The sequence below is a fragment of the Clostridium sp. Marseille-Q7071 genome (assembly GCF_965112025.1).
Window position 1 is genome coordinate 3,502,197 of sequence record NZ_CBCOPR010000001.1, and the last position, 14,329, is coordinate 3,516,525.

The following is a 14,329-nucleotide window of genomic DNA, read 5'->3' on the forward strand; positions in this document are numbered from 1 at the left end:
CCTCCTTTTTATATATTATAAATTATAGCACAAAACTTCTACTATTTAAGTTTATCCTTATAATTTAACTTTAATCCTATATATTTAAAATTAATTGCCAGATTGCTCTGGCAATTAATTCTCTTAAATATGTTTTATTATAAAATTTAGATAGCTTTGCTACTTTCAACTAACATATCTTTAACTTTTTCAGTAGTAACTTGAAGTTGTAAATACTCTTTTTGAGAGTTTATTAATAACTCAGCAGTTTTATCTGCCTCTGAAGCTCCGTAATACATTTCAGCCATTTCTTTAGCCTTAGCTTTAACTTCTTCTTCAGTTGCTGTTATATTTTCTACTTCAGCTATTTTATCCATAACAACTTCAGTTTTAACTTTATTTGTAGCAACTTCTTTCATTTGTTGTCTAAAACCTTCTTCACTTGTATTTGTGAATTGATAGTATGTTTGAATGTCTAATCCTTGATATTGTAATCTAGTTTCTAAATCTTTTAACATTCCATCTATTTCCCTGTTTACCATAACTTCTGGAATATCAATTTTAGCATTAGCTACTGCTGCATTTATAACAGCTTCTTCATATTCTTTTTTTACTCTTAGTTCATTTGCTTCCTCTAAATTAGCTTTTATATCATTTCTATACTCTTCCAATGTTTCAAATTCAGAAACTTCTTTAGCAAATTCATCATCTATAGCAGGTAATTCTTTTACCTTAACAGTCTTAATTTTAACTTCAAATTTAGCTGGTTTTCCATTTAATTCTTCTCTTCCATATTGCTCTGGGAAAGTTACATTAACTTCTTTAAAGTCTCCAGCTTTTAAACCTATTAATTGTTCTTCAAAATTGTCTATAAATGTACCTGAACCTATCTCTAATTCATAATCTGTTCCTTCTCCACCTTCAAAAGCAACATCATCTGTAAATCCTTTAAAGTCAATAATAGCTATATCACCTTTTTCTATAACTTTATCTTCTTTAACTTCAACTCTTGCATTTCTATATTGAACTTCTTTTAATTTATTTTCAACATCTTCATCAGTTACATTGTATTCATTTTTCTTAACTTCTAAAGCTTTGTACTCACCAAGTTCAACTTCTGGCATAACTGTTATCTCTGCAGTATATATGAACTCTTTTCCTTCTCCAATTTGAACTATATCTATTGATGGGTAATCAATTGGATTTATGTTATTTTCTTCTAACGCTTTTGGATATGTATCTCTATATATCATGTCTATCGCGTCTTCAAATAATACTCCTTCTCCATAATATTTTTTTACTATATTAAGTGGAGCTTTACCCTTTCTAAATCCTGGTATGTTAAATTTCTTAGCATTTTTAGCAAAAGATTTCTTTAAAGCTTCATTAAATTTTTCAGCTTCAACGATTATTTCTAGTTTTACAACGTTTTTTTCTAATTTTTCCATTTTAACGTTCATTGTTTTCTTCCTCCTAATATCATAAATGAATATTAACCTAATAGATTATACCATACTTTCTTAATAATTACATAGATTAATTGTCATTTTTTTAATAACGCTAAATCCTAATATTGCAAATAATACAACTGACACCATTAATACATCTTACTCTAAAACATATAAATTGACATTACAAAATAATATAAATTGTAGAGTTTGTTTCAAATTATACAATAAATTCATATAAAATTTCAAGTAAATTTACAAACTTTCCTATTAATAAACTATATTTCCTTCACCCTTTAAAAAATTCACCTTACCATCTATATTAATAATTAATCCTTTTTCTTCAATTTTTCCAAATTTAATATCTTTACCTGTTAAATTATAATAAGCGGTATGTTCTAAATTTTGTAAATTCATCATCCATACATATTGATTTTTATCCTCATTTATCCATGGTAAATAACTTATATATGCAATATTTTTTTCATCTACAAATTTTGGATTGCTACCCCATAGATATCCGGGGTTATATTGAAGTACAGACTCTTTAGAAAAAATTTCATTTTCTGTAGATACATATTCTTTTTTTGTTATTTCCTTTAAATCTCCATTTACATTCATTAAGAAGATTCGCTGTTCCTTTTTTTCTTCGAAAACAGCCTGTTTTCCAGAGGGACTAATATCACTCGTAGTATTTTCAGCATTGTTAATAGATATAATTCTCTTATCATTATCTTTATTCTCTATAACAAGTTTTACAGTAGCATTATCACTTAATTTAATTTCTTTCTCTTCTTGTAATGTCTTTTGCTTATTAGCTTCTTCTTTTTCTTCTTTTAAATTTTCTTCTTTATTTTCTTCTTTATTTTCTTCCTCGCTTTTATTATCTATTTTATCTTTGTTATCTTCCTTGTTATTATTCGTAGCAGTTTCTGATTTTTCATCTTTATTATCTTTATTTTTATTATCTTTATTTAATATCATAGTATCCTTTATACTTAATAAGCTTTGTTTTATTGGTGAGCTAAATACTATAACTATAACAGCTGCAACAGAAGCTAAAATTAGCATTACATATCTTCTTCTTCTTTTCCTCATCTGTTTTTCGTAATTCTTACTAAACATGCTAGGTTTTCTTCTTCCCACTTGTCTTCCCTCCATACTCAGTATAATAGCATAAATAAAATGGAATATTATTTTTAAAGCATCCTTTCAAATAGCTATTTAATTCTACTCATTCTATTATAACTCATTTTTATTGGAATTAGTATTTTTTTATTAATTTACTGTAACTTATTATTACACATATTAGGTAAACAGTATAAATAACAATATAACATACAAATTATAACAGTTTAATATCTGTTTTTAATACCTTTTGACTTTTATTTTTATAGATTTTTTTATCCTTTTAAAACTGTATTAGTCAAAATACAAAACAGTTTTATTTTCATATGTTACACACTATTAATTTTTTTATTTTTCCTTCATTCATATTTTATGTTTACACCTCTTCTTTTTCAATTCTCTCTATGAAAAATGACATATTTTGAATTTTATATTTCAACATTACTATATCAACTACTTAGTATACGTTATCATGCATGAAAAGTAGTAATTATTATTTAAGTTTGAATATTCTGAAAATATAAAAATCTATTGAATTAGTTCTGTATTAGTAATACAATTATAACACAAGATAAAATAATTATTAATCGTAAATAAATACCGTTAAATAAATTTATATTTAGCCTTATGCTGTTATAGTTAAATATAAGAACTGTTTTATTTTTTAAATTGTAATATATTAGGAGGAATAGTAAATGTTTAAACAATGGGAAGGCTTTAAAGGCGAGCTATGGCAAGAATCTATTGATGTAAGAGAATTTATTCAAAAGAACTATTCATTATATGAAGGTGATGATACTTTTTTAGTAGGAATGTCAGATAAAACTGCTAAGGTTTGGGATAAAACTCATGCACTAATAATAGAAGAAATAAAAAAAGGAATAATTGATGTTGAAGTTAATGAAATATCTGGAATTAATAACTTTGCTCCTGGATATATAGATAAAGCTAATGAAGTTATTGTTGGACTACAAACAGATGCTCCACTAAAAAGAATAGTTAATCCATTTGGTGGATTTAGAATGGTAGAACAATCTTTAGAAGCTTATGGATTTGAATTAAATGAAGAAATAAACAAATATTTCCCTAAATATAGAAAAACTCATAACCAAGGTGTTTTCCATGCTTATACTGATGAAATAAGAGCAGCTAGAAGTGCTGGATTATTAACTGGTCTTCCTGACGCTTATGGAAGAGGAAGAATTATTGGTGATTATAGAAGAATTGCACTTTATGGAATGGACTTTTTAATTAATGAAAAGAAAAAAGATTTAGCTGAACTTAAAGGACCAGCTTTAGATGACTTAATAAGACAAAGAGAAGAAGTTAATGAACAAATTGCAGCTATGGAAGATATAAAAGCTATGTCAGCTTCTTATGGAATAGATATTTCAGAGCCTGCTAAAGACGCTAAAGAAGCTGTACAGTTTACCTATTTTGCATATTTAGCAGCTATAAAAGAAAACAATGGTGCTGCAATGTCATTAGGAAGAGTTAGCACATTCTTAGATATATATATTCAAAGAGATTTAGAAAAGGGTATTATAACAGAGATAGAAGCTCAAGAAATAATTGATCAATTTGTTATAAAGTTAAGAATAGCTAGACATTTAAGAACTCCTGATTATAACGATCTATTTGCTGGGGATCCAAACTGGATAACAGAAGCAATTGGTGGAGTTAGCGTAAATGGTAAACCACTTGTAACTAAGACATCATTCAGATTCATGCATACATTAATTAATCTAAACCCTGCACCAGAGCCAAATATGACAGTTTTATGGTCAGAAAAATTACCAGAAAACTTCAAAAAATATTGTTCAAAAATGTCAATCGAAACTGGAGCAATTCAATATGAAAATGATGACATAATGAGACCAGTATATGGTGATGACTATGGTATTGCTTGTTGTGTATCAGCTATGGAAATTGGTAAGAGAATGCAATTTTTCGGAGCTAGAGCTAATTTAGGTAAATCACTATTATACGCTATTAATGGTGGAATTGATGAAAAAACATTTAGCACTGTAATTAAAGGTCTAGATAAGATGAGTGATGAAGTTCTTGACTACAAAAAAGTTAAAACTAAATTCTTTGAAGTTCTTGAATATGTGGCTGAATTATACGTTGATACAATGAATACAATTCACTATATGCATGATAAGTATGCTTATGAAGCTGGGCAAATGGCTTTACACGATACAAATATCAAAAGATTTATGGCTTTTGGAGTTGCAGGATTATCAGTTGTAGCTGACTCGTTAAGTGCTATAAAATATGCTAAAGTTACTCCTATTAGAAATGAAGATGGAATAGCTATAGACTTTAAAATTGAAGGAGATTTTCCTAAATACGGAAATGATGACGATAGAGTTGATGATATTGCTGTAGAAGTTGTTAAAAAATTCTCTGAAATGTTAAAGAAGCACAAGACATATAGAGATGCTGAACACTCATTATCAGTGTTAACAATAACATCTAATGTTGTCTATGGTAAGAAAACTGGTGCTACTCCAGATGGAAGAAAAGCTGGCGAGCCATTTGCACCAGGTGCTAACCCAATGCATGGAAGAGATGAAAATGGTGCCTTAGCATCATTAAACTCAGTTGCTAAAATTCCTTACAAGGAATCTTGTCAAGATGGAGTTTCAAATACATTCTCAATAATTCCTGATGCATTAGGAAAAACTGAAGAAGAAAGAGTTAGTAATTTAGTGTCTATAATGGACGGATATTTCGGACAAAGTGCTTTCCACTTAAACGTTAACGTCTTAAATAGGGAAACATTATTAGATGCTATGGAAAATCCAGATAAATATCCAACATTAACAATTAGAGTTTCTGGATATGCTGTTAATTTCAACAGATTGACTAAAGCTCAACAATTAGAAGTTATAAGCAGAACATTCCATGAATCAATGTAATTAATTTAAGTAGAATTACCTATACTAATATAGGTAATTCTACTGTATTAAAAAAGCTATTAACTTTAATCTAATGGTTTTTTTAATACAACTATATAAATGCCTAATTAAGGAGAAGATATTATGGTAAAAGGAAGAATTCATTCAATTGAAAGCATGGGACTTGTAGACGGTCCTGGTATAAGAACAATAGTATTTATGCAAGGATGTAAATTAAGATGTGCTTATTGTCATAATCCAGACACCTGGAGTTTGAATGGTGGCAATGAGATGACCTCTGATGAAATAGTAAAAAAAATTATTAGATTTAAACCCTACTTTAAAAATTCAGGTGGTGGAGTAACATTTTCTGGTGGAGACCCTTTATTTCAAGATGAATTTCTACTTGATATGTTAAAACAATGCAAGCAGCATGGAATACACACTGCCATTGATACTGCTGGTTATGGACATGGTCATTATGATGAAATATTAAAATACACAGATTTAGTTCTACTTGATATAAAGCATATAGATAGTACTGGTTATATTAAACTAACAGGACAAGATACTAAAGATGTTAACTTATTCTTAGAGGCTCTTAGAAAAAGCACTACTAGAGTTTGGGTTAGACATGTAATTATCCCTGATCATACGGATTCTAAAGAGCATATAGAAAAAATAGCTAAAATAATAAATGAAGAAATTCCAAATGTGGATAAAATTGAACTTCTTCCCTATCACCTATTAGGAGTAAATAAGTATGAAGCTTTGGGTATGAAATATAAATTGGAAGATGTTCCAGCTATGGATAAAGAAAAAACGAAAGAATTAGAATCCTATTTATATTCTCTTGTGGATTTAGATAAAACTAATATAAAAGTATCCTAACCTAATAATACAAAAAAGGTTTAGCTCTAAAATAGCTTTTAATTAGAGTTAAGCCTTTTTTTATATTAAACCTCTAAAGCCCTCCTTTTTAATTAATTATATAGGAAAAGTAATTTTATTTATTTATTACATTTTTTTCCACATTATCCACAACTTTATCCACATTTTGGTAATAATTATCATTTATCAATCATATAATATTTGATATTTACTTATTAATTACTTTATGAGATAATGTAACCATTATATATATTTTGAATTATTTTATAATTATTTCTCGCTATATTGAAAGGGGACAAGCTAATGAGACTAAACACTAAGGCTTTTGAAAAATTCATTGAAGAACACCAAATACCTATGAATAAAGGAATGAATATAGATGAATTTACTATCTTCTCTTTTCCTGAGAAAATAACTGTTGATGGTGTTGAAAAACCAGTTTTAGGTGGAGGAACAGAAAAAAGAGCGGTTATAGCTTTAAGAGATGATGATACTCTAGCTGATATATATGTATTTCACATAACAAGTACACCAAGTGATGAAAATGCAAAAATTAAACTTTATAAATTATTTAATGATTTAAATTCTACTTATAAATATGTTTCTTTCTATGAAGATCAAAACGTAGTCAGTGCAAAAGCTTCCATTCCTTTCAACAATAATTTTGATGCTGAAATTGTATTTGAAACTTTATCTGTTATTTTCCAAGCAGTTGAATCAGAATACGAAGGAATAATGGATGCACTAAATTTAAAGCCTAAAAAAAGTAAAATTATTGATTTAAAATCAATGCAATAGTTTTAAAAGCCCATACCGAAATGGGCTTTTATTTTGTATTACATAATATAATAAAATACTAAATATATTAAATACTATTGGAGGATAATATGTTAAAAGAAAACAAAACAATTTTATATCTTATCATAATAAACTTAGCCCTACTAATGATTTTCTTATTGACTAAAGTAGACTTTATTTTTACACCTTTAGTTAGTTTAAAAGATGCTGTATTAATACCAGCTATTTTAGCTATATTTTTATATTATATATTAAGGCCTATAAATAGGTTTCTGAAATCTAAAAATATTTCTAATGGATTAGCAACAACAATAACTATAATATCTATATTAATATTGTTGATAGGTATATCCACTTATGCTAGTTCTACCATAGCAAAAGAAAGCTCAAGCTTAGTTACAAATCTTACTGTAAGTATTCAAAACTTATCAGAAAAATATAATTATTTATATCCGAAACTCAATGAATTATTAAAAATTGATGATGTTCTTAAGAAAACCGCATCTTTTATAACTAGTTCATTTTTAGATATAAGTATAGGGGTTGCAGGCGTAGTAGGTTCTGTAAGTAATTTTTTTGCTCAATTAATACTTATTCCTATTATTATGTTCTATATATTAAAAGATGAGTACAAAATTTATAATTCCTTTGTTAAAATATTACCTGTAAAGATTAAAAGCTTTATAATAAAAATCGCTAAAGAAATAGATACAGTACTTAAACAATATATAACAGCTCAGATGATGGTTGCCTGTATAATAGGTATATTGATGTTTATAGGATATTTGATAATAAGAATGCCTAATGCTTTTGTATTAGCTTTCTTCGCCTTTATAACTTCATTTATTCCATTCTTAGGCCCTATATTAGGAATATTTCCTGCTTTAATAATAGCTCTAGGAATGGGTTTTCCAATGGCTGTTAAAATAGGTATATTAGCAGTAATTGTTCAACAACTTGAAGGCAATATAATAACTCCTAATATAACAGGCAATCAGCTTCATATGTATCCACTTACAACAATTATAGTAATTACCGCAAGTGTATACTTAGGTGGATTTTTTGCAGCCTTTGTAGCAGTACCAATATATAACATTATTAAAATATTAGTTAAAAATATTTATCAATACTATATTCGATCTAAACAAAGATCTAAAGACATAGAAATATCAAATTAAACCAAAATATTTATTGATCTTAAATATTTTATAATTATAATTTATTAAATAAAAAGATGTGACAATGTCGCATCTTTTATTTATATACATATATTTACTTATTAGCTTGCACATTTTTCACAAGGATTGTTTTTTCCTTGATTTTTAGCATCTTTTAAACTACCCTCTAATATATTTTTACTATTTGATAAAGTGCTACAATCCTTCTTGTAGTGATATGCCTTTCCTTTAGGTGTAAAGTATACTATTTTACTAGAATTATTACTTTTATTAATAGTATTCTTATCACCTTCATTTTTTGTTTGGATATTATTTTCTTCTTTATTTTTTCTTACTCCCTCTTTATAGCTAGCTACTGATTTATTAAAAGTTATTTTCTTCCCGTCACTAGTAGCTACAATTGTGCCTTGCTCATCTGTTCTATAAAGTTTTATATTTCTTTCTTTCATTTTTTTCACAGTTTCAATATGGGGATGTCCATAATCATTATTCTTCTCACAAGTTATTACTCCATATTTAGGATTCACCGCATCTAAAAATTTATCTGAGGAAGAAGTTCTCGATCCGTGATGCCCTAATTTTAAAACATCTGCGGTTAAGTCACTTTTCTTATTTAAAATATCCTGCTCTGAAGGACCTTCTGCATCTCCTGTAAATAAAAATGTGTTATTTCCGTATTTCATCTTTAAAACTATTGAACTATCATTAGCATCTTCATAATCTTTTATAGGTGCTAATATGGTAAAAGTAGCTTCTCCTAGTTTAAAGCTATCTCCCACTTTAGGAGCTGTAAATTTTAATGACTTTTTACTAGCAGCTGTTACTACATCTCTATAAGTCTTTGTAGTAGAAGTTTTTTTAGGCATAAAAATCTTTCCTATTTCAAAGCCGTAAATAACATCATCCATAGCACCTATATGATCTTCATGAGGATGTGTACCTACTAAATAATCTATTTTAGTTATATTTCTTTTTCCTAGATAATCCTTAATAATCTTTCCATCATCATTATTACCAGCATCAATAAGCATTGTAGAGTTACCCTGTTCTATTAAAATGCTATCTGCTTGCCCTACATCAATAAAGTGCACTGTAAGTTTCCCCGTAGAATCTGCAACTACATCTTCCTCATTTCCTTCTTCTAAAGATATTTCTGCACATCCAATTAAAAATATAGAAGTCATTATTAAAATTATAAATATAAATAAGTTTTTAATTTTAAAAATTCCTTTCTTCATTTGTATCCCTCCTAATTTCCTTAGTTTTTATGAACTTAATTTTTCAACTTTTCTTTTATTATACATGAACATTAAAAATCCAGCTGAAATTATAACTACATATCCTAATATACTTAATAAATCTGGAATTTCTCCTAGTAAGAACATTCCTAATAAAGCTGTAAAAATTATATTTGCATAGTCGTATATAGATATTTCACTAGCTGGTGCATATTTATATGCTACTGTTAATGAAAATTGTGCTATAGAAGCAAAAACTCCTGCTCCTAATAATATTAATAATTGATTTAAAGTTAAAGGTTTATATACCATTATCATCAAAGGAAGATTAAATAATATAGATACAAAAGAAAAATAGAAAACTATAGTATAATATTTTTCTTTATCTCTTAAAAATCTCACAAATGTATATGCACCTCCCGCAAAAGCTGCAGAAGCAACACCTATTAATGCAGGCATTATATTCATGTTAAAGGATGGCTTAATTATTAATAAGCTTCCTAAAAAAGCTGTAATTATTGCAGCTAATTGAACCTTAGTTATCCTTTCTTTTAAAAATAAAGCAGAAAAAACTATAACAAAAAAGGGACTTAACTTATTTAACATAGAAGAGTCTGATAATACCATGTTATCTATACAATAAAAATATAATATTACCCCTAATGTTCCTAATATAGATCTACCTAATAGATATTTCTGATTTTCCTTTTTTCCAAAGAAACTTTCCTTGTTCTTTATAATAAGTACTAAAGCAACAACGCAACTAACTATGTTTCTAAAAAAGCTTTTTTCAACGGAAGGTACGTCCCCTGCAATTTTAACTAAAAGGCTCATTATAGCAAAGCAAAAAGATGCTAAAAGCATATATGATATTCCCTTTGTTTTATTGTCCATAACTTCACATCCTTTCTTTTGTACTATATTAATTTTATCTTACAACGGCTTTTTTTAATAGTGTTAATAATTTATTCTAAATTTTTAAACATTTAAGTAACAATTCAATTTTTTAATACAGATATTTAATATTAGACATTTTTAAAAAGAAAAAACTTACAAGCATAAGCTGTAAGTTTTTATGATTATTATTTTACTGTTATTCTTCCTTTACTTTGTCTTATTATACCACCTACTGTAGGAATCAATTTACTTTCTATATATTTTAACTTATGTTCATCATCTTCTATATCAATATTTTGTATAGCAAAAGCTAAGGCTTTAAAAATAGAATTAATTTGATAGGGGGTAAAATTGAAACTCTCTATAGCTCCATTAGCACTATTAGAAATCTTTTCACAGATTTCACATAAAAACATTATATAAAATTGTTTATCACCCTTGCTCTTAGCATATTCAATTTGTGCCTCAATATTATAAGGATACCTCTCTTCAATCTCATATTTATAAATAGTATATTGTCCGTAACGAGTATCTTCCATATAACCCCTCCCGAATATATTTATAAATAACCTCCAAAAGTTCTATATATGATGTATAAAAAATATAATGTTCCTATACCTAACATAGCCCACATTATAGGCTTACAATTTATTTTTTTCTTTTCATTTCTACATTCTTCTAAATCTATCTGGTCTAAAGAATCCTCTATATCTATCAAAGTTTTTGAATTTTGCTGTTCTCTCATTAATAAATCCTCCTTTATTATGAACTTATGAGGATTTCTTAGTAAGTAGAACTATTGAATTTACAATGCACAGTTCGCAATTCACAATTATGGATATTTCTCAGCAAAAGCTGAGAAATTTAAAATTATATATTTTACTAAAATTTAAAATATATAAGTATAAGATAAGATATATATCTCTTATCTTATACTTGACTATTTTTTATCTTATTTTATTTTTCATTTTCTCTTATTTTAATTAATGTCTTTAGTTCTTCTAAATCCTCTAATGTTGCCTTATTTCTTATAAAGCTTCTTGCACTAGAGCGACTTTTTAAATAACTAGCATATTCTCTGTTTTTCTTTTCCCAATTTTGATTTGCTAAAGTTTGCCTCGTCTTTTCCATTATTAAATCACCTTTTAAACCATTTAGTAAATATCTTAATTGTTGCTAATAACATTATAGGTATCCCAATTAAATCTAATAACCCTGCTCTACTAAAGCATGTTCTTCCTAACCATGTTATTGTAAAAAAAATTACTACTAATTCAGTAACTTCTATTTTTCTTTCCATTCAATTTTAGGTGTGCTATAATTTATTCTATAGGAAGGAGTTCTATCTCCTTTCCTCAAGTTATTTAGAACGCTTCTTTTTGGACTTAGGGGCGTTCTTTTTATTTTGTTGATTTAGATTTTTTATCGTTAGTATTGCAATCACTACGCCTAACAATTTTAACACTAAATCTAATAGATCAATTAGCACAGCCACGGGATCACCTCCTTAATTATATTATACTACGTGTAGTAAGCAGCCACAAGAATTTTTAGTAATTTTTATAAAATTTTGGTATTTAATATATCCTATTCCCAAATATAGCTCGTCATACTTTTATTTAAAAATAAAAACTAAATAATTATTCATATATATTTTTTTGCTACATACTTTCCAATCTTAAAGACTATATATTTCTAATGCAATTTAAACATTATATAAAAGAAATATTAAAATAAAAAAGAGCTCTCGATGAACTCTTTTTAATTAGGTTTCCAAAATATTAAGTATATATTTTTAATATTTCTTATTAATATCATTAAGATATGAACTAATATTATTTGATTTATTATTAATTGAATGTATATCGAAATATTTGAACTAACAATTATAATAAATTTTTCTATAAATAAAATAATTAATAATATTATCTCCACAAATATTGAATAAGTTAAATCTATAATTAATATCTGAAATAAATATACAGGATTATTGTTAAATTCATAATCTAAAGAAGTTCTAGATTTTAATTCTTCAATATTTTTACTACTACTAACTAATAAACTGAAATATGCCATACTAAAGCTAATAAAAAGGGCCATTACACTAATTAAAGTATTTATGTTATCATTTTATAATGTAATCGTGCGATAAGGAATAAAGGTGAAAATTTATGAAAATAGAGTTTTATAAAATAGGTAAAATTGATGATAAAGAACTAACATTTGCAGTAATAAGCACTATATATCAAGGAAAATGGGTTTATGTTAGACATAAAGGGAGGAAACCTTTGGAAATTCCAGGAGGTCATAGAGAAATAGGAGAAACTATTAATAATACCGCTAAACGAGAATTGTTTGAAGAAACTGGTGCAAAAGAATTCACACTAAAACCTGTTTGTGATTATTCAATGAATGATTCCAATGGAAAACTATTTGGGAGGCTATTTTTCTGCGAAATAAGTGAAATGGGTATTTTACCAATTTCAGAGATTGCGGAAGTAAAACTATTCGATGAACTTCCAAAGAATCTAACCTATCCTAATATTCAACCATATTTATATGAAAAAAACATTACCTTTGAAATGTAATAGATAGGTATTCAATATGCAAATTGAAAATATACTCTGGAAAGAAAATTTTCTATAAAAATAGATTAATCCCTAAAAATTAAGAATTAATAGCTAATAATGAAGTATTTAGGAAGAAATTCTTCTTTAGCGAATTTCTATTTATTCTATTATAATCTAATAATTAATATTACAATTTATATTAAAATATTTTATTATAAAGTTATATTATTAAAAAGGAAGGTATTAAAAATGAATATTCGTACAGTGCAAGAGTCCGATTATACAGAAGTTATAACAGTAATAGATGCTTGGTGGGGTGGAAGGCATATGAGTGATATGTTACCTAGATTATTTTTCAAGCATTTTCAAAATACTAGTTTTATAGCAGAAGAAAATGATAAAATTATAGGATTTTTAATTGGTTTTATATCACAAAGTTATCCAACTGAAGCATATATTCACTTTATAGGAGTTCATCCAGAATATAGAAAATCAGGAATTGCAAAAGAATTATATGAATTGTTCTTTAATGCAGCAAATAAACTAGGTTGTACTACAGTTCATTCTGTAACATCTCCTATAAATAAAGGTTCTATTGCATTTCATAAAAAAATGGGATTTGAAGTAGAAAAAGGAGATAATGAGATTGATGGAATTTCTGTAACTAGAAATTATGATGGCAATGGTGGAAATAGAGTACTATTCATAAAGAAATTATTAGATTAAATTAAAGTAGTTATAGGTAGAAAACCTATAACTACTTTTTAATCATATGTTTAAAATAATGATTCATGTACATGTGCCGCTCATCTGTGCTGTAACTTAAATCAACTGTTATATGATTTCTATCAATTGCTTCACTTGAGATAGTTGAAAAATTTATATTTAAACTATATATTTTTTGTTACTTCTTATCGTCAATTGTTATAGAATTATTTATTTCTATAATCTTCTTTAACTTCGCATATCCAACAAAACTTAATATCATTGATGGAATAACAAATATAATATACATAATAAAAATAGCTCCACCTACCGCATACAAAATTCCACCTGTAAGTGCAAAACCTCTTTTATTTGAAAAATATGCTATCCAATTAAAAATTGTTGCTAAAACAACTAAAATTATGTGTGGTGTAACTACTGCTGTTGCTATAGCTGCCCCTAAAACTTCCGTACTTCCTTTACTACCAAATATTCCATTACTAAAATATGATATAATGTATATTGAATATAATAAACCTAATATTGCTGAAACTAATAATATTTTAGAACGTTTAACCTTCATAAATATCCCCA

16 protein-coding genes are annotated in these 14,329 nt (G+C 26.9%); 6 read left to right on the top strand and 10 right to left on the bottom strand.

The genetic code is table 11. From position 1 onward, the window contains the following. Positions 1 to 146 precede the first annotated feature (146 nt). Both tig and ACWPW7_RS16605 read right to left on the bottom strand, forming a co-directional pair. Entirely contained in the window at positions 147 to 1,439 is a 1,293-nt protein-coding gene (tig, locus tag ACWPW7_RS16600) for a trigger factor (protein ID WP_291559879.1), read from the bottom strand. Between the two features lie 258 nt (positions 1,440 to 1,697). Further along, positions 1,698 to 2,573 (bottom strand): hypothetical protein, encoded by an 876-nt coding sequence (locus tag ACWPW7_RS16605; RefSeq protein ID WP_454054406.1) that lies wholly within the window; start codon positions 2,571 to 2,573, stop codon positions 1,698 to 1,700. Positions 2,574 to 3,250: 677 nt separating this feature from the next. Between ACWPW7_RS16605 and pflB the strand changes: the two genes are divergently transcribed. From pflB to ACWPW7_RS16625, 4 genes are all read left to right on the top strand, one after another. Further along, on the top strand, positions 3,251 to 5,479 hold the full coding sequence (gene pflB, locus ACWPW7_RS16610; protein ID WP_454054407.1) for a formate C-acetyltransferase: 2,229 nt from the start codon (positions 3,251 to 3,253) through the stop codon (positions 5,477 to 5,479). Between the two features lie 123 nt (positions 5,480 to 5,602). Next, positions 5,603 to 6,349 carry a pyruvate formate-lyase-activating protein gene (pflA, locus tag ACWPW7_RS16615; protein WP_454054408.1) on the top strand — a complete coding sequence of 249 codons (747 nt, stop codon included), beginning with the start codon at positions 5,603 to 5,605 and terminating at the stop codon, positions 6,347 to 6,349. 303 nt (positions 6,350 to 6,652) lie between these two features. After that, complete coding sequence (locus ACWPW7_RS16620) at positions 6,653 to 7,147, top strand: hypothetical protein (RefSeq protein WP_454054409.1); 495 nt, start codon at positions 6,653 to 6,655, stop codon at positions 7,145 to 7,147. Positions 7,148 to 7,236: 89 nt separating this feature from the next. After that, positions 7,237 to 8,325 carry an AI-2E family transporter gene (locus ACWPW7_RS16625; protein ID WP_454054410.1) on the top strand — a complete coding sequence of 363 codons (1,089 nt, stop codon included), beginning with the start codon at positions 7,237 to 7,239 and terminating at the stop codon, positions 8,323 to 8,325. A gap of 101 nt (positions 8,326 to 8,426) precedes the next feature. Here the strand turns inward: ACWPW7_RS16625 and ACWPW7_RS16630 are convergent, their stop codons facing one another. The 7 genes from ACWPW7_RS16630 to ACWPW7_RS16660 form a co-directional block, all read right to left on the bottom strand. Beyond that, entirely contained in the window at positions 8,427 to 9,563 is a 1,137-nt protein-coding gene (locus tag ACWPW7_RS16630) for a ComEC/Rec2 family competence protein (protein WP_291559891.1), read from the bottom strand. A gap of 27 nt (positions 9,564 to 9,590) precedes the next feature. After that, positions 9,591 to 10,457, bottom strand: a complete 867-nt coding sequence (locus ACWPW7_RS16635) for a DMT family transporter (RefSeq protein WP_454054411.1) — start codon at positions 10,455 to 10,457, stop codon at positions 9,591 to 9,593. Positions 10,458 to 10,645: 188 nt separating this feature from the next. Then, positions 10,646 to 10,999, bottom strand: coding sequence for a hypothetical protein (locus tag ACWPW7_RS16640; RefSeq protein ID WP_291559895.1), 354 nt, complete (start codon positions 10,997 to 10,999; stop codon positions 10,646 to 10,648). A gap of 20 nt (positions 11,000 to 11,019) precedes the next feature. Further along, positions 11,020 to 11,205 carry a hypothetical protein gene (locus ACWPW7_RS16645; protein ID WP_291559898.1) on the bottom strand — a complete coding sequence of 62 codons (186 nt, stop codon included), beginning with the start codon at positions 11,203 to 11,205 and terminating at the stop codon, positions 11,020 to 11,022. 212 nt (positions 11,206 to 11,417) lie between these two features. Next, positions 11,418 to 11,591, bottom strand: a complete 174-nt coding sequence (locus ACWPW7_RS16650) for a hypothetical protein (protein ID WP_291559900.1) — start codon at positions 11,589 to 11,591, stop codon at positions 11,418 to 11,420. Between the two features lie 7 nt (positions 11,592 to 11,598). Then, entirely contained in the window at positions 11,599 to 11,760 is a 162-nt protein-coding gene (locus tag ACWPW7_RS16655) for a hypothetical protein (protein ID WP_291559902.1), read from the bottom strand. Between the two features lie 461 nt (positions 11,761 to 12,221). Next, a complete protein-coding gene (locus ACWPW7_RS16660) occupies positions 12,222 to 12,536 on the bottom strand; it encodes a hypothetical protein (protein WP_454054412.1) in 315 nt (104 codons plus the stop codon). A gap of 95 nt (positions 12,537 to 12,631) precedes the next feature. On the opposite strand from ACWPW7_RS16660, the gene ACWPW7_RS16665 reads away from it, so the two are divergent. Then, positions 12,632 to 13,048, top strand: coding sequence for an NUDIX hydrolase (locus tag ACWPW7_RS16665; protein ID WP_454054413.1), 417 nt, complete (start codon positions 12,632 to 12,634; stop codon positions 13,046 to 13,048). A gap of 231 nt (positions 13,049 to 13,279) precedes the next feature. Further along, entirely contained in the window at positions 13,280 to 13,756 is a 477-nt protein-coding gene (locus tag ACWPW7_RS16670; protein WP_454054414.1) for an N-acetyltransferase family protein, read from the top strand. A gap of 178 nt (positions 13,757 to 13,934) precedes the next feature. On the opposite strand, the gene ACWPW7_RS16675 is transcribed toward ACWPW7_RS16670, so the two are convergent. After that, positions 13,935 to 14,318, bottom strand: a complete 384-nt coding sequence (locus ACWPW7_RS16675) for a hypothetical protein (protein ID WP_454054415.1) — start codon at positions 14,316 to 14,318, stop codon at positions 13,935 to 13,937. Positions 14,319 to 14,329: the final 11 nt, after the last annotated feature.

Excerpts from the sequence above, each read along its gene's own strand:
- tig (WP_291559879.1), bottom strand. The coding sequence starts at position 1,439 with ATGAACGTTAAAATGGAAAAATTAGAAAAAAACGTTGTAAAACTAGAA.
- pflB (WP_454054407.1), top strand. The coding sequence starts at position 3,251 with ATGTTTAAACAATGGGAAGGCTTTAAAGGCGAGCTATGGCAAGAATCT.
- pflA (WP_454054408.1), top strand. The coding sequence starts at position 5,603 with ATGGTAAAAGGAAGAATTCATTCAATTGAAAGCATGGGACTTGTAGAC.
- ACWPW7_RS16620 (WP_454054409.1), top strand. The coding sequence starts at position 6,653 with ATGAGACTAAACACTAAGGCTTTTGAAAAATTCATTGAAGAACACCAA.
- ACWPW7_RS16625 (WP_454054410.1), top strand. The coding sequence starts at position 7,237 with ATGTTAAAAGAAAACAAAACAATTTTATATCTTATCATAATAAACTTA.
- ACWPW7_RS16630 (WP_291559891.1), bottom strand. The coding sequence starts at position 9,563 with ATGAAGAAAGGAATTTTTAAAATTAAAAACTTATTTATATTTATAATT.
- ACWPW7_RS16635 (WP_454054411.1), bottom strand. The coding sequence starts at position 10,457 with ATGGACAATAAAACAAAGGGAATATCATATATGCTTTTAGCATCTTTT.
- ACWPW7_RS16640 (WP_291559895.1), bottom strand. The coding sequence starts at position 10,999 with ATGGAAGATACTCGTTACGGACAATATACTATTTATAAATATGAGATT.
- ACWPW7_RS16645 (WP_291559898.1), bottom strand. The coding sequence starts at position 11,205 with ATGAGAGAACAGCAAAATTCAAAAACTTTGATAGATATAGAGGATTCT.
- ACWPW7_RS16650 (WP_291559900.1), bottom strand. The coding sequence starts at position 11,591 with ATGGAAAAGACGAGGCAAACTTTAGCAAATCAAAATTGGGAAAAGAAA.
- ACWPW7_RS16655 (WP_291559902.1), bottom strand. The coding sequence starts at position 11,760 with ATGGAAAGAAAAATAGAAGTTACTGAATTAGTAGTAATTTTTTTTACA.
- ACWPW7_RS16660 (WP_454054412.1), bottom strand. The coding sequence starts at position 12,536 with ATGGCATATTTCAGTTTATTAGTTAGTAGTAGTAAAAATATTGAAGAA.
- ACWPW7_RS16665 (WP_454054413.1), top strand. The coding sequence starts at position 12,632 with ATGAAAATAGAGTTTTATAAAATAGGTAAAATTGATGATAAAGAACTA.
- ACWPW7_RS16670 (WP_454054414.1), top strand. The coding sequence starts at position 13,280 with ATGAATATTCGTACAGTGCAAGAGTCCGATTATACAGAAGTTATAACA.
- ACWPW7_RS16675 (WP_454054415.1), bottom strand. The coding sequence starts at position 14,318 with ATGAAGGTTAAACGTTCTAAAATATTATTAGTTTCAGCAATATTAGGT.